Source organism: Lysinibacillus sp. BF-4 (genome assembly GCF_000743635.1).
GTDB lineage: Bacteria > Bacillota > Bacilli > Bacillales_A > Planococcaceae > Metalysinibacillus > Metalysinibacillus saudimassiliensis.
Genome location: NZ_JPUW01000007.1, coordinates 1 through 19,312, shown reverse-complemented (window position 1 = coordinate 19,312; position 19,312 = coordinate 1). Strand labels below are relative to the sequence as shown.

The 19,312-nt window shown below is 40.4% G+C and carries 18 protein-coding genes; 5 read left to right on the top strand and 13 right to left on the bottom strand.

Features of this window, described 5'->3' with window-relative positions; translation table 11 throughout:
- Positions 1-26: 26 nt before the first annotated feature.
- Complete coding sequence (locus CH76_RS04430; protein WP_036143548.1) at positions 27-1,601, bottom strand: peptide chain release factor 3; 1,575 nt, start codon at positions 1,599-1,601, stop codon at positions 27-29.
- 105 nt (positions 1,602-1,706) lie between these two features.
- Entirely contained in the window at positions 1,707-3,176 is a 1,470-nt protein-coding gene (locus CH76_RS04425) for a UDP-N-acetylmuramoyl-L-alanyl-D-glutamate--2,6-diaminopimelate ligase (protein WP_036143545.1), read from the bottom strand.
- Between the two features lie 129 nt (positions 3,177-3,305).
- Here CH76_RS04425 and CH76_RS04420 point away from each other — a divergent pair, with 129 nt between their 5' ends.
- Positions 3,306-4,874 (top strand): nitrogen regulation protein NR(II), encoded by a 1,569-nt coding sequence (locus CH76_RS04420; protein ID WP_036143542.1) that lies wholly within the window; start codon positions 3,306-3,308, stop codon positions 4,872-4,874.
- Between the two features lie 36 nt (positions 4,875-4,910).
- On the opposite strand, the gene CH76_RS04415 is transcribed toward CH76_RS04420, so the two are convergent.
- On the bottom strand, positions 4,911-6,299 hold the full coding sequence (locus CH76_RS04415; protein ID WP_051910234.1) for an aldehyde dehydrogenase: 1,389 nt from the start codon (positions 6,297-6,299) through the stop codon (positions 4,911-4,913).
- 2 nt (positions 6,300-6,301) lie between these two features.
- Positions 6,302-7,681, bottom strand: a complete 1,380-nt coding sequence (locus CH76_RS04410; RefSeq protein WP_036143539.1) for a right-handed parallel beta-helix repeat-containing protein — start codon at positions 7,679-7,681, stop codon at positions 6,302-6,304.
- 109 nt (positions 7,682-7,790) lie between these two features.
- Between CH76_RS04410 and CH76_RS04405 the strand changes: the two genes are divergently transcribed.
- Entirely contained in the window at positions 7,791-8,066 is a 276-nt protein-coding gene (locus CH76_RS04405) for an amphi-Trp domain-containing protein (protein ID WP_036143536.1), read from the top strand.
- Positions 8,067-8,102: 36 nt separating this feature from the next.
- Here the strand turns inward: CH76_RS04405 and lpdA are convergent, their stop codons facing one another.
- From lpdA to CH76_RS04385, 4 genes are all read right to left on the bottom strand, one after another.
- Positions 8,103-9,440 carry a dihydrolipoyl dehydrogenase gene (gene lpdA, locus CH76_RS04400; RefSeq protein WP_036143631.1) on the bottom strand — a complete coding sequence of 446 codons (1,338 nt, stop codon included), beginning with the start codon at positions 9,438-9,440 and terminating at the stop codon, positions 8,103-8,105.
- A gap of 89 nt (positions 9,441-9,529) precedes the next feature.
- The gene (locus tag CH76_RS04395) at positions 9,530-10,054 is read right to left on the bottom strand and encodes a YceI family protein (RefSeq protein WP_036143533.1); all 525 of its coding nucleotides are present in this window, start codon (positions 10,052-10,054) and stop codon (positions 9,530-9,532) included.
- 105 nt (positions 10,055-10,159) lie between these two features.
- Positions 10,160-10,762: a thermonuclease family protein gene (locus CH76_RS04390; protein ID WP_036143530.1), complete on the bottom strand. Its 603-nt coding sequence runs from the start codon at positions 10,760-10,762 to the stop codon at positions 10,160-10,162.
- A gap of 84 nt (positions 10,763-10,846) precedes the next feature.
- The gene (locus tag CH76_RS04385; protein WP_036143527.1) at positions 10,847-11,428 is read right to left on the bottom strand and encodes a phosphatidylglycerophosphatase A; all 582 of its coding nucleotides are present in this window, start codon (positions 11,426-11,428) and stop codon (positions 10,847-10,849) included.
- 105 nt (positions 11,429-11,533) lie between these two features.
- On the opposite strand from CH76_RS04385, the gene CH76_RS04380 reads away from it, so the two are divergent.
- The 3 genes from CH76_RS04380 to CH76_RS04370 are packed head-to-tail and all read left to right on the top strand — an operon-like array spanning position 11,534 to position 13,257.
- Positions 11,534-12,253 carry an esterase family protein gene (locus CH76_RS04380; protein WP_036143524.1) on the top strand — a complete coding sequence of 240 codons (720 nt, stop codon included), beginning with the start codon at positions 11,534-11,536 and terminating at the stop codon, positions 12,251-12,253.
- Positions 12,254-12,308: 55 nt separating this feature from the next.
- A complete protein-coding gene (locus CH76_RS04375) occupies positions 12,309-12,821 on the top strand; it encodes a 2'-5' RNA ligase family protein (protein WP_036143521.1) in 513 nt (170 codons plus the stop codon).
- Position 12,822: 1 nt separating this feature from the next.
- Positions 12,823-13,257 (top strand): GNAT family N-acetyltransferase, encoded by a 435-nt coding sequence (locus CH76_RS04370; RefSeq protein WP_036143518.1) that lies wholly within the window; start codon positions 12,823-12,825, stop codon positions 13,255-13,257.
- 32 nt (positions 13,258-13,289) lie between these two features.
- On the opposite strand, the gene CH76_RS04365 is transcribed toward CH76_RS04370, so the two are convergent.
- The 5 genes from CH76_RS04365 to CH76_RS04345 all read right to left on the bottom strand — a co-directional run.
- A complete protein-coding gene (locus CH76_RS04365; protein ID WP_036143515.1) occupies positions 13,290-14,594 on the bottom strand; it encodes a CitMHS family transporter in 1,305 nt (434 codons plus the stop codon).
- A gap of 114 nt (positions 14,595-14,708) precedes the next feature.
- Positions 14,709-15,380, bottom strand: a complete 672-nt coding sequence (locus CH76_RS04360) for a response regulator (RefSeq protein ID WP_036143511.1) — start codon at positions 15,378-15,380, stop codon at positions 14,709-14,711.
- Positions 15,381-15,382: 2 nt separating this feature from the next.
- A complete protein-coding gene (locus CH76_RS04355; protein WP_036143506.1) occupies positions 15,383-16,957 on the bottom strand; it encodes a sensor histidine kinase in 1,575 nt (524 codons plus the stop codon).
- A gap of 64 nt (positions 16,958-17,021) precedes the next feature.
- A complete protein-coding gene (gene mgtE / locus CH76_RS04350) occupies positions 17,022-18,392 on the bottom strand; it encodes a magnesium transporter (RefSeq protein ID WP_036143628.1) in 1,371 nt (456 codons plus the stop codon).
- A 94-nt stretch (positions 18,393-18,486) separates the two neighbouring features.
- A partial coding sequence (locus CH76_RS04345) for an RluA family pseudouridine synthase (RefSeq protein WP_036143504.1) occupies positions 18,487-19,312 on the bottom strand: 826 nt, incomplete at its 5' end.

Here is a 19,312-nt window from a genome sequence, read left to right as displayed (position 1 = left end):
AGGACGTACCTAATTCGCGTTTTGTTTTACAGTAAGCTATATAATTTAATATTGTCGTTTTTATCAGCAAACCAGCGCATAGCAAAGTCGTTCTCGAATAGGAAAACATAATTGTCATAACGGTCGCGTACTAACATACTACGTGCTGATGACATTGATTCCTTAACGTCTTCTTCGTTTTCAATCCAACGTGCAATTTTATTACCCATTGGCTCCATACGAACCTCAACGTTATATTCGTTTTTCATACGGTGTTCAAATACCTCAAATTGTAATTGACCAACCGCACCTAAAATAACTTCCTCTGTGTGCAATGTTTTGTAATATTGAATTGCGCCTTCCTGTACTAATTGTAAAATACCTTTATGGAAGTGCTTCGATTTCATAACGTTTTTCGCTGTTACCTTCATAAATAATTCTGGTGTGAATTGTGGTAGCGCCTCAAATTTAAAAGTCTTCTTACCACCCACAACTGTATCACCGATTTGGTACGTACCTGTATCATATAATCCGATAATATCGCCGGCAACTGCTTTATCTACCGTTTCGCGATCATCCGCTAAAAATTGTGTCGATTGTGTCACTTTAAATGATTTACCCGTACGTGATAGTGTCATATTCATACCACGTTCAAACTCACCTGATACAATACGTACGAAAGCGATACGGTCACGGTGGGCTGGGTTCATATTGGCTTGGATTTTAAAAATAAAGCCTGAGAACTCTGGTGACTCAATTGGATCAACGATTGTTTCTTCTTGTGTTAAGCGTGGCTGTGGCATTGGCGCAAACTGTAAATATGTTTCAAGGAAAGTTTGTACACCAAAGTTTGTTAAAGCCGAACCAAAAAATACTGGTGTTAATTCGCCGCGACGAATTTTTTCTTCAGAAAATTGGTTGCCCGCTTCTTCTAATAACATAATGTCTTCCATAGCTTGCGTATAGTAAGATGTTTTCTTCATATCATTATCTACCGCTAACTCGCCGTCTTCATCTAATGGTAGGAAGCGCGAGTCTTCATCTGTACGGAACTGCTCAATACGCTTATTGTAGCGGTCATAAATACCTAAAAACTCCTTACCCATACCGATTGGCCAGTTCATTGCATACGATTGAATACCAAGCACTTCTTCTAACTCTTCCATTAACTCTAATGGCTCTTTACCTTGACGGTCTAATTTATTAATAAATGTAAAAATCGGAATACCACGCATACGACAAACTTTAAATAGTTTTAACGTTTGTACCTCGATACCTTTAGCTGCATCGACTACCATGACAGCACTATCTACTGCCATTAATGTGCGGTACGTATCCTCAGAGAAATCTTGGTGCCCTGGTGTGTCTAAAATATTTACGCGGCAATCGTTAAAATCAAACTGCATCACAGAAGATGTTACTGAGATACCACGTTGTTTTTCGATTTCCATCCAGTCAGATGTCGCAAACTTGCCTGACTTTTTACCTTTAACTGTACCAGCGTCGCGAATTGCGCCACCAAAGTACAACATTTTTTCTGTAATGGTTGTTTTACCCGCATCGGGGTGAGAGATAATTGCAAACGTGCGACGTGCTTCAATTTCTTGTTTTAAATTATTCATTAGTAATCTCCTTTTCCTATCTTAGCCATCATAAAAGATTATTCCTTATGCTGACAACTGTTTTCACCAATTTGTGCAAATAAAAAGAGGGGCTGTGCCCCCCTCTCACACGTTAAATTTTTTCATCCCAGCTTCGATAGCAATGTCTGCATCACTATGTGGGTATTTCGTGTTTTCGATAATTTGGAAGTCCTCATGCCCTTTACCTGCAAAAATAATCATATCACCAGGCTCGGCTACTTCAATTGCATGACGTACAGCCTCTGCACGGTCACCAATGCAAGCAAAGTTATCATGCGTCATACCTTTAGCAAGATCACCTGTGATACTGTCATATTCTTCGTAACGTGGGTCGTCTGTTGTTAAAATAACGTACTCTGCGCGCGAGGCTTTTTCTGCCATAGCAGGACGTTTTGATTTATCACGGTTACCACCTGTACCTACAAGGAAAATGATTTTACCTTGTTTATATGGCTCCGCTGCTTGAATGGCCTTTTCAATCGCATCAGGTGTATGAGCGTAGTCAATAAAGATTTCGATTGGTAAATCGCTCGGCACTTTTTCCATGCGTCCCTTAACAGGTGGTAGCATTTCAATGTGCTCAATGATTTGCTCAATAGCATGGCCGCGTGCATAAAACGTTGTAGCCGCTGCTAATACGTTATACACATTAAAGTCACCAAGTAAGTTCATGTGTACGCGGAAGGTCCCCTCTGGTGTTTGCATATCAAAATGTGTTTTAAAATCCTCGTATGAGCAATTGCTGGCCTTAAAGTCAGCACGCGGGCTATCAAAGCCGTAACGCCATACAGGGAATGGCGTCATTTTAGCGTAGCGCTCTGCCCAAGGGTCGTCGGCGTTCAATACAACGTATTTATTTTTCTCTAAATCTTGCCCAAGCTGAGAGAATAATAAACCCTTCGCTTGACCGTAGTCTTCCATTGTACCGTGGAAATCTAAATGGTCATGCGTTAAATTTGTAAATATTGCAACGTCATAGTCAACGCCGGCTAAACGGCCAAGTGCTAAGCCATGCGACGATACTTCCATCGTCATAACACGACAGCCTTCCATTTTGGCACGGAAAATCATTTGCTGTGTACTAAGTGCATCACTTGTCGTATTGGCCGACTCATACAAAATACCATTAAGGTTAAAACCAATCGTACCCGTTAACGCTGCTTTAGTACCCATACTTTGTAACATATTTTGAATAATGCCTGTCACTGATGTTTTACCATTGGTACCTGTAACACCAATCATAAACATATCTTGCGATGGGTAATCATAAAATTTTGCGGCTAATAAACCGAGTGCGCGTGTCGTATCACGTACAACAACCTGCGTAACCCCCTCAGGTAACTCAAGCTCTCTTTCTGTCACAATAATTGTTGCGCCTGCCTCAATTGCCTTATGCGCATAATCATGCCCATCCACCGTATATCCATTAATACAAATAAACATACTGTCTTGCTGTAAGGCGCGCGAGTCAATCGCAATTTCTGTAACGTGGGACGGTACTTCACCAATCACGCGTTTGACAGGTAAAACCGTTAATAATTCGCCTGCATACATTGTTCGTTCCTCCATTTCACATACTAACGCTATGTGCCACTTCTTTTCTTATAATCATAACAAAATTTTTGATTTCTTGATACTGTTGAATCATGTATGATGGATATCATCATACAAAAGGAGTTAGTGATGGAACAATTTACTTTTTTAAATAATCGTAACAAGCTTTTTCTCTTTTTATATATCGTTGGCACTGTTGTTTATTCACTCGCTGTACTCACAACGATTTTTCCGTTTTTCACACATTTACCCTATGTCGGTCTGTCATTTTGCTTACTATTTTTAGGGCTACGTCTTACAAAAATTCCGCCGCAAATTATGCAGTGGATTTTATTAATTGGTAGTAATATTTCTATTTTAATTTTTAACTATTTACACTGCCACTATATTGGCATTACATGGTTTGTTTTATTTATTTTAATGGCTTCTGTTTACGAGTCACTCGCTATTAACATTACCATCTCTGTAGTAGCCATCATCGAAAGCGTGATTTTATTAAAAATTTTACCGCAAAAAGTGTCGATTGATATCACTTCTGCGTATTATTTATTATTTACACTTGCTTTAATGACGCTACTCGCGTGGCTACAATTTTATTTATTAAAACGCTCATGGCGTTCGATGGAAGTGTTACATGACTCTAAAGAAAAACAAATGGCATGGTCAGACGCTTACTTGCATTTATTTTTCAACTCCGCAAAAGACAGTATTGCTGTGTTTGATTTAGAAGGGCGCATCATCCAAGTTAACCGCGCTTTTGAAGATTTATATGGCTGGACACGCAAAGAGTGCATCGGCAAAAAGCTACCGCTTGTACCAAAGGAGAATACATTTGCAGCTGAGCTACGCAGGCAAGGGTTAATGCGCGGCGAAAGCTATCAACTCATTGAGACATATGACCAACGAAAAGACGGCTCATATTTTGAAGCGCAAATTTCACTATCCCCAATTTTAAATGAGCAAGGCGAAGTTACTGCAACGTCTTTAATCTCGCGTGACATCTCGTACTTAAAAGAAAATGAGCGCCTGCTCCGCGAAACTGAAAAACTAAATCTTGCAGGCGAATTAGCTGCAGGGCTAGCGCATGAAATCCGTAATCCTATGACCGTATTATCAGGTTTCGTACAAATGATGAGCAGTGATACTAACTCACCCTACTATGACCAATTTTCTATTATGCAAAAGGAGATTGAGCGTATTGATTTAATCGTAGAAGAGTTTTTAATTTTATCAAAGCCGCAGGCACGTGTACCCGAAAACTTTTATTTAGATGATGTGCTCCGCGAAACTGAGGAATTTTTAACGCATTCTTTTGATAAGCATAAAATTGACTTTAGTATTAGCTGGGAGGCTCACCAAAAACAAATCAGCGGCAGTGAAAACCAAATAAAACAAGTATTGCTTAATCTTATTAAAAATGCGATTGAAGCATTGCAAGATATGCCACAAAGAGAAGTATACATCCGCTTCTTTGAACAAAAAAATATGATTGCCATTTCTATTGCTGATACAGGCATTGGCATGGATAAAGAAACACTACAGCATATTTTCAGCCCCTTTTATACAACTAAACAAACTGGTACAGGGCTCGGTATGATTATTACAAATAAAATTGTACAAGAACACGGCGGCACGATTACAATTGATAGTGAAGCTAACGTTGGTACTACCGTTACTATCGCCTTTCCCTGTAAATAAAAAAATGAAGCGCCCCTATTAGGAGCACTTCATTTTTTATTTCATAATCTTTTTCACGAGCTTCACACGGTCATTATACGGTGGAAATAATAAATTTGTTTCGAGCTTAGTTGATTTCTGGTAAATGGATTTAGCATGTGTAAAACTTTCAAAGCTAGCCTTACCATGATACGCACCTACCCCTGAAGTACCAACGCCACCAAATGGTAACGACGTGCTGCCCACATGAGTAATAGTATCGTTAATGCAGCCACCACCAAAGCTAAGCGCCGCTAAAAAGTAGTCCTGTGCACCCTTATGCTCTGAAAAGAAATAGGCCGCAAGTGGCTTTGGCTTCGTCGCGATTTCTGCAAGGGCAAAGCCTAGGTCATCATAAATAATAATCGGTAAGATTGGGCCAAAGATTTCGTCTTGCATACTCGCATGCGAAAAATCCACATCGTATAAAAGGGTTGGCTCAATATAACGCGTAGCTGCATCATGCATCCCCCCATAACAAATGCTTGCATGCTCCGCACCAACTAATTTCATTAAGCGCGTAAAATGACGGTCATTAACAATACGGCCATAATCCTCGCTCTGCTTCGCATCCTTACCATAAAATGTGCGGATTGCCTTTTTTAATTCCTTTACAAAACGCTCAGCAACGTTGCGATGTACCATCACATAATCAGGCGCAACACACGTTTGACCCGCGTTAGTAAACTTACCCCAAGCGATACGCTTTGCAGCAATCGTAAGGTTAGCTGTATGGTCAACAATTGCAGGCGATTTACCACCTAGTTCTAAACCAATCGGCGTTAATCGTTCAGCAGCGGCACGAGCTACTACTTTACCTACTGCCACACTACCCGTAAAGAAAATATAATCAAAGGGCGCATGAACTAATGCCTGTACAACATCCTTCTCACCTTCTACTACAGCAATATAATGCGGCTCAAAAGTTTCTTTAATAATTTGTTTAACTACCTTAGTTGTTGCAGCAGTCATTTCGGATGGCTTTACGACGGCTGTGTTACCACCAACAATTGCACCAATCAACGGCTCCATCACTAATTGGAAAGGATAATTAAAAGGCGCGATAATTAAAGTTACCCCGTAAGGCTCACGCATAATAAAACTTTTACCTGGTTGATAAGGTAGTGCTGTTTTTACTGTCTCTGGCGTCATCCACTCGTCCACATTGGCTACCATATAATTAATGCTCTCTAGCACTAGCCCAATTTCTGTGGCATAGGCCTCAAACTCACTCTTGTGTAAATCTTCATAAAGGGCTGACGTAATCGCTTGCTCATACTTTAAAATCGTGGCCTTCAATTTGAGTAATTGTTGCTTACGAAAATCACTATCACGCGTTGCGCCACTTAAATAATAACGACGCTGTTCGGTAATATGCTCAGTAATGAGTTGTTGCATAATCATCATCCTCACTTTTGTAATAAATTTTGCGGCTCGCACTCCTCAAAAGTTCCAAATGCGGCTGGCGCTTCAATTGTATCACCTTTTACAACTACAACTGCCTCGTTAAGCCCTGCTTGACACTGTATGAACGTATTATTTTCGCCCTTAACGCTACATGCGTACGCATCAATGGCTGCACCTCCTGTACGTGAAGTACAGGCTGTAAAGCTAGAGTTGCGCACTTGTGCTGTTGCTTCATACATATGCAATGCGCCACTCATCTCTGCACGGCTCGTTATAAACGTACAGTTATCAATTAATAAATTAACACGCTTGACCTTGCCACCCGTGCGGAAACCAAAGAAGGTGCGTGACCTCATATGCGTAGCCTCTGTACCTGCAATATAAAGTACACCGCCCTTACCTAAAGTTGAGCATTGCTCAAACGTACAATCACGCAATGCAAATTGTTCGCTATTGGCAAAATAAATCGCTCCTCCGCGCTCCTCTGCAAAGCACTTTTCAAATGTACAGCCCTCTAGTGTTACTTGCGCATTATCCATTTGTAATGCGCGCACATTATTTGCGCCATTAAACGTTACATCCATTAGAGTTAACTGTGTAACATTGCGTATTGAGAGCATAGTTTGATTAGCATCCATTGACGCTTGTAAAGTTGCGCCGTCCGCTTTCAATACGCCACCATCTACAATAATAGAAGCATTGTTGCCAAAAGTTACAGTCATACCATTTAAATCAAGCTCTGCGCCTTGCCCCACTGTAATCTCACCTTGCAATTGTGTAGCATAAGTTAGCTTACGCTTTTGCCCTGTAAAGAGCGACATTGTAGTTAAGCGCTCCTCATACACAAAACCTGGTAAAAAATAGCTCAGTTCATTTAATGGTACTTCAACCTCTTGCTCAAGTGCCGCTTGTACTACCTTACCTGCAACATCATGATCATCTCTTAGCATGGCCATACGGAAGTTACGTACGAAATGAATTTCGGCATACGTTAGCTGCAATAATTCTTCAAATAATACAAGGAAAGCTTGCTCCTTGTCAGTAATTTTATTATCACGCTGTGCGGATTCGTATAAATCCAGCATAAATACTAATTTATGTACGGGCACTCGCAAAATTTGCAAAATATTATGCACTAAAGCTTCCTCAGCCGCCATCGCTTGTTGAATGGCTAGCTTAGCAAAGTCTACAGGAATATCAAATAGCTGTAATGTTTTATGTAGCTCGTCCTTGGCCATTTCGCTCGGGTAGCCATCAACGCATAGTAGCATCGTGTACCCTGTCACATATGTTTTTTTAAAGCGAATGCTCTCCTCTGCAAATGGATGCTTGCGGTTAAATAATTGATCCTTAATACGTTGTAAGTTATCTAAAATAGACATCTAATCCCCTCCTCCTCTTTATATCGGTCTTTATCACCATTATTGTATTATGGAAATGCTACGCTAAGTATTATATAATTTAGGCAATACCATGATAGGAGTGATAGTGATGACAACAAAAAAGAGCACACGAGCGAACATCATGATTGACTACAAACAACGCATGTCTAAGCAAGAGGTAGCAACCTTTTTACGCACCATTGCAGACAAACTTGAGCAAGAAGGTAAATTTACCTTAACCCAAGGTGAGCAAACGCATGAGGTCGAACCCTCAGCATCACCGTTACTAGAAGTCGAATACCAAGAAAGAAACGGCAAATACAAATTTGAGATTGAACTAGAATGGCGCCCTAACGACCACAAGCGCAGCCTAATCATCGAATAAATAAAAACCACGAGCGATTTTGCTCGTGGTTTTGCTTTAAATATGAATGCCGCGTCCAAACACTTCACGCGCAGCTTCACCAATATGCTCAGACATCGTTGGGTGTGGGTAAATCATATTTGCTACCATATCAATATCTGCACCTGCTGTTTTAGCAGCTAGGATGGAGTTAAGTAGCTCTGTAGATTTATCGCCCATGACACAAGCGCCTAAAATGCGACGGTCATTATCTGCTACGATTAATTTAACAAAGCCTTCCGTATTACCTTCCATCAATGCTTTAGAGTTTGTACGTAAAGGCAACTCAATCATCGTATAAGGCTCTTTAACCTCATGTGCTAGCAAACCAAATGTGGCAATCTCAGGGTGTGTATATACACAGCGTGGGATTTCGTCTTGTTGTACAGGTTTAGGATTACGTCCTAGTAAATGCTCCACCACATGGATGCCCTCAGCGCTTGCTGAGTGAGCCAACTGTACGCCACCAATTAAATCACCAATCGCATAAACATGCGGCTTAGATGTTGCGCAGTGTAAATTAACATCAATTAAGCGTCCATCAAACGCCAAGCCAAGTGCCTCAGCGATTTCGACATTAGGACGACGACCTGTAGCAAATAATAAATTTTCAAATGGCATTTCGCCAATAGATGTATGAATAACATTACCCTCAAAGCGCTCAAATTTAAAATCAAGCACAAGATTAATGCCTAACTCCTCCATGCGCTTTTTAATAATTGGGCGCGCATCAGGCTCCTCTGTTTGTAAAATATCCTCACTATGGTTAAGCACAGTTACTTTTGTACCTAAAGGTGCTAATGCAAAGGCCATTTCAATCGCAATAACTCCGCCACCAATAATCGTAAGTTCTTTTGGCAACTCCGTCATATCAAAAAATGTGTCCGTTGTATAATAGCTCGTTGTTTCTAGCCCTTCAAATGGTGGCACAAACGGCTTACTGCCTGTAGCTAGCATAATATCTGTTGCAGTAAAGCGCTCCTCACCAACTGTTATCGTTAAATCATCCGCAACACTTGCCTCACCCGCATAAAAGAACACTTGGTTTTTTTCGATGTAGTGCTGGATATTGTCAATTAACTCATTAACAATTGTATCCTTACGACGCATTAATTTAGGAAAATCAATCTCCGTCTTTGGTGTGTTAATACCCCATGTGCGCCCACGTTCAATAGATTGAACGAGTTTACTGTGCTCTAACATAATTTTCGACGGAATACAGCCAACATTATAACAAGCACCGCCCACTTTTTTGCGCTCAACTAGCGCTACCTTCATACCATTTTTAGCTGCATGGATAGCTGCAATATAGCCACCAGGTCCTGCACCAATAATCGCTAAATCATAATTTTTCATACGCTTCACCTCTGCGTTTACCATAGCATTTACATTTTGCCTTTGCAACGCAAAAAAGGGCATTTCGCTAAAGCGAAACACCCTTACTCTTAGGCTGGATTTACTTCTAATTGTACGCGGATTTTAATGTCCTTACCGACAAGCACGCCACCTGTTTCAAGTGCTGCGTTCCATGTTAAGCCAAAGTCTTCACGGTTAAGCTTAGCCTCTGCTTCAAAGCCGTACACTTCTACGCCGTCTGGTGTTTTGCCTTTACCATTGTACTCTACCTCAAAGGTAACAGGTTTTGTAATACCACGAATCGTCATGTCGCCTGTTAGCTTATAATCATCACCATCGCGTGTAATATCTGTTGAAGTAAATTCAATCGTTGGATGTTTTTCAACATCGAAGAAGTCTGCAGAACGCAAATGGTTGTCGCGGTCAGTGTTACGAGTGTTAATACTGTCTACATTAATATTAAATGTCACTGCTGCAGTTGTTAAATCTTCTAAGTTTGTTGCCTCAATACGTGCATCATAGGATTCAAAAAAGCCTTTTACTTTACTCACCATCATATGCTTTACTACGAATTCAATACTTGAGTGATTTGTATCTACGTTATAAGTTGCCATGCTAATTCCTCCTAATGTGTGGTTATTATATATATTACCACTTATCTCGAATTCAAAACACTTTTCAACAAAAAAAGTATGCCGCTCCAAGAGCCGCATACTTTTTTATTGCACCACTTCTGGGTGAAAGCCGTCACGTTGTAAATAGTTATCATATTTCCAAACGCCTTTATTAGCGTCTTGTGCTTTTTGTTCAATAGCTTTAAATTCGCTTTCAAATGTATCATTACCTGGATTTACAAAACGCACTGCTGCTAAGCCTTCTTTTAATAGCTCTTCTTGCACAAGTTTATCATCTGCAAAAATATAAGCTAACCAACGATCATAGTGATCCGTTTCTTTGCCTTCATCAAACACTACATAAACATGACGTGCTTCCATTAATAATTTCTTTGTAAAATACTTGCCGTCCTCTGCTAGTGGCATTGGATCGCCTTTTTGGTAATTCATTTCAGGTGTATCTACCATTAAAAAACGCACCTTTTCTTTTTTGCCATCCACTTTGATTTGGGCTGTGTCGCCATCATACGCTTGAATAAAATCAACTTCGATACGCTCCTTACCCGTCGCTTGCTCAACTTGTTCAATCGTAATATGGTCCGGCAGTGCATCTTTATCAGGCGGTGGATCCGCAAAAATCATGTACAGTACAATACCAATTAAAATAGCACCGCCTGAAATTAATGACTTAACGTCCTTCATTTTCATATTAATTTCCTCACCTTTCTTTTTTCGTTTTCCATTATACAAGAAAAATATCGACAAAGCCGCTAAAGACTTTGTCGATATCATTTAAATTTCTGCTAGTTTTTTAACCTTCTTACCAAAGCCTGTAGGATCAACGGACGCAAATGTTTGCCCCATCTCCTCAAGGTCACGCCAGCGATGCGCAATACGTGATGCAGCGCAAGCAGCAATACTGCCAACTAAGTCATCTAAAAATGTATGCACATGGTCGCCAGGTACTGTATCTAACTCTTTAATAATCCCTACCTTTTGCTTATCCAAATGCCCGTATGTCGTTACTGCGATACTACCATATGTAAATACCGAGCCAAGTGCGATAGTTTCATCCACACCAAATAAGCCTTCGTCTGATTCAATAATTTGTTGTAGGGGTGCTGACAGCATTTTCTTTTCTGCTAATTCATCTAGTTCAATACCCACAAGCACAGCATGCTGCACCTCACGTTTATTTAATACACGATCCACTGAGCTGATGCAGTGTTGCATTGTTAAGCCTTCGTTATAAGGGCTTTGCATTTCATACACAATGTCTGCGATATCTTCAATCATTACACCTCGACGAATTAACGCTTCCTTCGTTGCGCGTGTTACCTCCTCTGAGTGTACACGGATACTTTTGTCATGCATAATTTGACCTCTTTTCTCAATTTATTTTCGTACAACTCCTCTATTATACCTTTAGTTTTTTAATATGGTACAATTTCGATACAACTTATGTGAGGAGTGGCAGATGTGGACAAAGGTTCAATTCAAGATGTTGTATTTTTTAGTGACGCCCTACAAGAGGAGCTTCAGCTCTATGTTTATGTGCCAGCTAACTACACCCCATTAACAGCGTACCAATTATTAATTGCCTCTGATGGCAACGATTATTTTCAACTTGGTGGCATAACACGCTTAGCCGACGAATTAATTGATAATATGGAGATTGAAGACGTTATTATTGTTTTCGTACCCTACCGCGATGTGCACGACCGCAAAGATAAATATATTCCAAGCGGCAGTAAATACCGCAGCTATTTAAAATTTTTAGCCGATGAGCTAGTGCCTTATATGGATAGTAATTATGCGACTAATGAGCTAGCAATGGGGCGCGCCTTAATCGGTGACTCAATGGCGGCGACGATTTCCTTAATGGCTGCACTAACGTATCCTAATATTTTTGGTAAAGCTATTTTACAATCCCCTTATGTGGATGAGGATGTTATGCAGGCTGTACGTGAGTTTACTACACCCACGCAAATCTCGATTTATCATATCATTGGCACAGGCGAAGACCGTGTTAAAACAACAGCTGGCACGTATGAGGACTTCCTTACACCTAACCGCGAGCTACACGCGCTAATGGTAGAGCGTGGCTATCCGCTATTTTACGAGGAGTTTAACGGCATTCATACATGGAAATACTGGAAGCCTGACTTACGTCGTGCGCTGATTAAAAATTTTAATTAACGAATCTTTCTGTTATACTAGACAAAAATACGCTTTTATCGGGAGGTAACGAATATTGAAATACGGTATTGTCGCTTTTCCATCCAAAAAAATTCAAGATTTAGCTAATCACTATCGCAAGCGCTATGATACACATTACTCACAAATTCCGCCGCATTTTACATTCATTGATTCATTTACGGCAGAAGAAACTGAGCTAGATACAATCGTTGACAAGGTCAGCGAAATTGCTAAACGTTTTGCACCAATTGATATGCATGCAACGCGCATTAGTACATTTTCACCAGTAACCAATGCGATTTATTTCCGCATTGAGCCAACTGAACAAATTAATGCGATTCATAATGCATTAGTAGATACGCTACAGCACAAACAAAAGCATGTTTTCACACCACACATTACTATCGGACAAGATTTATCAGATGCTGAGCATGATGATATTATTGGTCAGCTCCGCATGGTGGGCGTTGATGCTAAGGAAGCGATTGATCGCATTCACCTGATGTACCAACTAGAAAACGGTTCTTGGTCAACTTACGATACATTTCGACTGACGGGAGAGGAATAATGTGTACAACGTAATTATCGCTCGTACCGAGCAACAAAAAAAAGACGCCTTTGCTGTACGCAAAAAAGTCTTTGTTGAAGAGCAAAATGTTCCATTACATCTAGAGATTGACGACTTCGACACGAGTGATGATGTGGTGCACTTCGTTTTATACGAAAACGACACAGTTGTCGGCGCAGCACGCATACGTGAAAGTGAGCCAGGCGTTGCCAAAATTGAACGCGTTTGTATTGAACGCGACTACCGTGGTAAAAACCTTGGTTTGCTTATTATGCAGGAAATCGAAAAGCATGTGCATACGCTACCATTCACTGCAATGAAGCTGAATGCACAAACTTACGCTATTCCCTTCTACGAAAAATTAGGGTTCGTCGTTACTTCTGTCGAATTTTTAGATGCGGGTATCCCTCATCGTTCAATGGAAAAAACGATCTAAAAAAGGAAACGCAGCTGCGTTTCCTTTTTATTTTACATACCAATAACACCAATTAGTACAGCAAATAATACAAGTGCAATACTAAACATCCACATAATAAAGAACGAATAACGAATATGCTTACCCATCTCTAAACCCGCTAATCCTAGCGCTAACCATAGTGCTGGCGAGAAAGGGCTGACAAATGTACCAATAATATTACCAATAACTAAAGCATTTACGGCTGATACAGAAGACACGCCAAAGCCTGTAACAATTTGCTCAACAATCGGTAGTAACGCAAAGTAATAAGCATCTGTGCTAAGCGCTAAATCAAACGGTACACCAAAGATACCAATAATAATGTGTAAAAATGGCACAACAGCAACAGGTAAAATTTGCACAAGATCTGTCGCTAATGCATCAAGCATACCTGTACCATTTAAAATACCTAAGAAAGAACCTGCCGCTAAAATAATCGAAGCCATCATTAACGCACTTGGCGCATGTGCCTTAACACGTGCCATTTGATTATCTACACCGCGGAAGTTAAGCGGTAAGGCAATACTTAAGCCGACCATAAATACAAAACCAGCAGGTACAATACCTTTTACAAGCATAGCAATTATCCCAACTGTTAACAGTGCATTTACCCATAATAATTTAGGGCGTGCTAACTCACTAGCTAGTTGCTCATTAGCCTCCTCTACTTCTACTGGCGCTTCAGCTAATGGTGGTAACTTAGCAATACGACGTTTTTCGCGCAGTGCTAATAAAACAGCTAATACTATTAGCATGGCAAGACCTGTTAATTGTACGGGAATTAATGGGCGCCATAAAGCTGTTGGATCCATATCAATGACACTGCCTGCGCGGCCTAATGGCCCTGCCCATGGCACCATATTCATAATACTCGCACTCATACCTACTAGTAACAATAGTAAATATGGACTCATACGAAGGCGCTTATATAATGGTAATAGAGCCGGAATTGTAATTAAAAATGTTGAAGCACCTGAGCCATCTAAATGCGCTACTGCCGCAATGACAACGGTTGCTACAGCTACCGCAATAATATTACCTCTAGAAATCTTAATCATAAAGTTGATTAACGGATTAAATAGCCCCACATCTTGCATTACCCCAAAATACAAAATAGCAAAGATAAACATAACAACTACGTTCATCACTGAGCTTAAACCTGTTTTAAAAAACTCACCAATTTCTTCTGCACCAAATCCTGCCACAACTGCAGCGACGATTGGTACAAGTACTAAAGCAACGATTGGTGTTACACGGTTACTAATTAATAAAATAATAATTGTTAAAATAGCAATTAAACCAATAATACTTAACATATGCTTTCCCCCTTGTATGAAAACGATTTCATTTTAAAAATCTGTTTTCAATTTACCATATGTCAGAATTATTGGTGAATATTTTGGTAATAGGTTGCATTTTGTTCATTTTGTTCATACGTTTTTATAATGGCGCTCTGGCCTGCCTACATCCCCATATTGTAACTCTGCTACTAAACGATTAACCGAAACTAAATACTCCAAATAACGGCGTGCAGTTGAACGGCTCATACCGAGTGTTGCAGCTAAAGCAACGGCTGTGAGGCCCTGCTTTGCTTCCTGTAACGCAGCTTCAACTTTATGTAGTGTAGAAGCATCAATACCTTTAGGATATTGTTGTTGCTCTTTTGCTTCATGCGTAATACCAAGTAGGGCATCAATCATTTGTTGCCCCACTTGCCCTTGTTGCAACTGATGTGTACGTGCCGCAAAGCGCTCAAGACTTGCTGTAAAGCGCGTTAACTCTACTGGCTTAATTAAATAATCTAGCACACCCGCTCGTAGCACTTGCCTAATCATTTCGCCATCCTTTGCGGCTGTAATCATAATAATATCTACTGACCTATACATTGTACGAAGCGTCCATAACAAATCTAGTTCTATTACATCTGGAATGTAGCGGTCTAATAAAATTAAATGAGGCGCGGGGTGCGTAGCTAAATATGCTAATACCTCTGCTCCTGTCCGCGCGCTATACACTACAGTAAAATCTGCATGTTGCTCAACATATTTTTTATGCAAGCTTGCTACGTAAAAATCATCCTCCACAATTACCACATTATACATGGCTAACTCCCCTTTGGTACTGTAATAATAAAGCACGTATCTTCTTGACTATCTTCTACATAAATATCCCCTTTTACCCCACGTAATAGCTCACGTGATACAGCAAGTCCAACGCCATGCGTTTCTCCTTTTGACTTTGTTGTGTAGCCACGTGTGAAAATTACTTCTTTATTGCTTGGTGTCGCCATAACACCACTATTTTCTACTTCAAAAATCATTTCATTGCCTATATCAGTAAAATATAAATAAATACGTGGCTCATCTTGTTCACTAACAGCCTCCATAGCATTATCTAGTACATTACCAAGTGCGGTTAGTAAAGCATGACGCTGCGCAACACTAAGTGGCGTTGAAAGCTCACTTGTATCGTCTATAATAACGCTAATATGCTTCTCTTGTGCTACGTGAAGCTTAGCAATCAACATCGCGCTGACATAGGTGTCCACAATATTATCAATCAAGCGATAAATAATCGTAGTTGAAAGCTCACTCTCTCTTTTAATCATCGCCATTGCTTCTTCGCGCTCGTTTAATTGCAGTAGCCCATAAATCACATGAAGCTTATTTGAAAACTCATGCGTTTGTGAACGTAATGCGTTGGCATACTGACGTGTTTTAGTGAGCTCTTGTTGTAACCAGTCCATATCATTTTTGCTTCTAAACGTTGCTACAACACCATGCAACCTCCCCGCTTCCATCATAGGTATCGCATTAATTAACAGCACATCCTCGGCAATAGTAACTTCGTAGTCTCGCAATTTTTGAGCAGTAGCTACAACTTCTGCTACATGCGTTTGCGGTAAAATTTGTGCCACTTGCTGTCCAACTAAGGAAGTGGCATCAATACCTAATAATTTTTCGGCTTGATAATTGGCAAGTGTAATCTGCCCGTCTTTATTTGTAGCAATTACCCCTTCCTGTGTGGACTGCAAAATATTTTCCTTCTCAATAAATTGCTTAGCCATTTCGTCAGGCGCTAACCCGTGTAATTGTTGTTTTAATACATATGAAATTGTAAATACTCCCGCCACACCTACAAGCGTAATCAACAGCAACATATAGCCCAATTTTTTAGTGGCAATAAGCGTGATTGTTTCAATGTCTTTAATAAAAAAACCAACGGATACTACGCCTACAATATCACCCGCTTCATTTTTAATCGGCACCTTACCACGCAATGACTCGCCAAGGGAGCCCACGGACTCCGAAATATATGACTCCCCTAAAAAAGCACGGTCATTATCCGCACCCATCATAGGCTTACCGATATTTTCAGCAATAGGATGTGCAATTCGAATGCCTTCTCGATCACCAACTACAATAAACTCTGCTCCTGTTGCCGCCATGATGGGTGACACAATTGGTTGAATAGTTGCGGTCGGATTTTCACTATCAAATGCTGCGCGCACTGATGGAATATGAGCTACACTCTCAGCAACAGCTAAGGCTCTGTCACCCGTCTGATTTTTTACAACATCCTTCATAAAGGTATAAACGACAATGGTAAGGATTGTACCTACAAAAACAACAAACACTGTCATTACCAAAGCCAATTTACTATTAAATGTTAGCTTCATTATGCCCTCCTATATAAAAGTAGGGCTGTTTAATAAGCTATGCTTACTAAACAACCCTAGTAGGTTAACCAATTTGACTTAAAAATACCGTTGCTAAGCCAAGGTAAATTAAAATACTCGTAATATCGTTTAATGTCGTAATAAATGGACCTGATGCTACTGCTGGGTCAATTTTTAAACGGTGCATTAATAATGGAATAAATGAGCCTGCTAATGTTGCCACAATAATTGAACAGCAAATCGCTGCGCCTACTAACATACCTAACAGTAGCTCGCCCTTCCAAAAGTACACAATACCAATGATTAATAAACCACATACTACACCCATAATCATACCTGTAAATAATTCACGTATTAAAAGTTTGAGCTTACTTTCTTCTTCAAGATCACCTGTTGCAATACCACGAATAGCTACTGCTAACGCTTGTGTACCGCTGTTACCACTTGTCCCTGCAATTAGAGGGATAAATATTGCTAGCAATGCTACTTTTTCGAGCGTTGCCTCAAACTGCCCCATTAAATTGGCTGTAAGCATACCTAAAAACAGCAAGATTACAAGCCAAGGCAAACGCTTTGCTGCCGATTGAAATGGATTAATATCAAACTTGTCCATATCCGAGATACCGGCTAGTTTTGAGTAATCCTCAGAGGCTTCTTCATCAATAACATCAATAATATCATCGACAGTAATAATACCAAGGAGCACGCCTGCATCATCAATAACAGGTGTCGCTAAAAAGTTATAGTCTTTCATAATTTGTGCGACTTCTTCTTGGTCATCCTTTACATGCACCATCACAACACGCTCGTTCATAATATCGTGAATGCGCGCTGCTGGGTCAGCTATGATTAAATCACGTAACGAAACAACGCCTGTTAAACGATGCGCCTCATCTACGACGAATACATAATAAATGGTTTCCGCATTCGGTGCTTCTTTACGTAAAATAGTCATGGCGGTTGCTACAGTGGATGCCTCAGGGATTGCAACATATTCCGTTGTCATAATAGAACCAGCCGTATCCTCTGCATAGCCAAGTAGCTCATTAATTTCGTCTACAACATCATCGTCCATCATTTCGAGGTAACTTTCACGATGGTCATCGTCTAACTCATTAAGTACGTCTACAGCATCATCGGTATACATCTGCGACAGCATCTCTGCTCCGTATGCCGTATCCATTTCACGTAAAAATGCTTCGTACTCATCATCGTCTACCTCTAAGCCCTCATACAAATCTGCCATCTCTTTAGGAGACAAAATCGCATAGAGCTGCTTACGTATATCAGGGCCCACCTTTTCATAAAACTGCGCCTGATCGTACGAGTGCAAAGATAAAAATTCATCACGAAATGTTGCGCTGTCCGCGTCTTGTAACATTTCTAATAAATGTCCTTCGTCATAGGCAATCTCTTCGTGTTCTGTTTTTTCCATTGTCACGTCATGTCTCCTCCTTCCAATAGCTCATTGTCTACTGTACTTATAATAGTAGTCTCTCGTCATTTGGGCAAACTCTTTTTTTATCACATCAGCTTATTGCCATATCTGATGGTAATTTGCTCTTAAAATGCATAGGCTGCTGTGTGAGTGGATGTTTAAATTGAATGCAAGCACAGTGCAATGCCTGTCGCGGTAATTTTGTACTGCCACCGTATAAAGTGTCACCTACAAGTGGGTGACCAATATGAGCCATATGCACCCGAATTTGATGTGTGCGCCCTGTATATAATTGAAGTGCCACATGCGTAATCGGCAACTCCTGTAAAAAAGCATACTCTACTACTGTAACATCTGTATGCGCATATTGCCCATGTTCACACACAGTACGCTCAATTATACTTCCCTCTTTGCGGCCTATTGGCGCAATGATGGATTGGTTGCTCGCCACATGACCTGCTACGATAGCTTCGTATTGTCTGCTTAGTTCACCACGTTGTTGCATCTCACTCATTATATGATGGACATGGCGATGTTTAGCAATGCACATTAAACCCGACGTATCACGGTCTAAACGCGTAACAATATGAGCTGTTGATGGCAGTTGTTGTTGCTCAAAATAACCACATAAATCATTAGCTACACTATTAGTAGGGTGCTCACGTGAAGGTATCGTGCTTTGGTAAGCAGGTTTATCAATAATCAACAATGCCTCGTCTTCATAGACGATGTGTAATGGCTGATAGGTTGGTATGAGCCCTGCGCTTCTTTCCTCTGGTGGAAAGGTTATAACAACCTCATCCCCTACTTTTAGAGGGTAACGTACATTTTGTTCGACACCGTTTACTGTAATTTTTCCGCCTGTAAACTTTATTGCCGTTAATGCACGCTTAGAAACACCATACGCCGCAACTGCT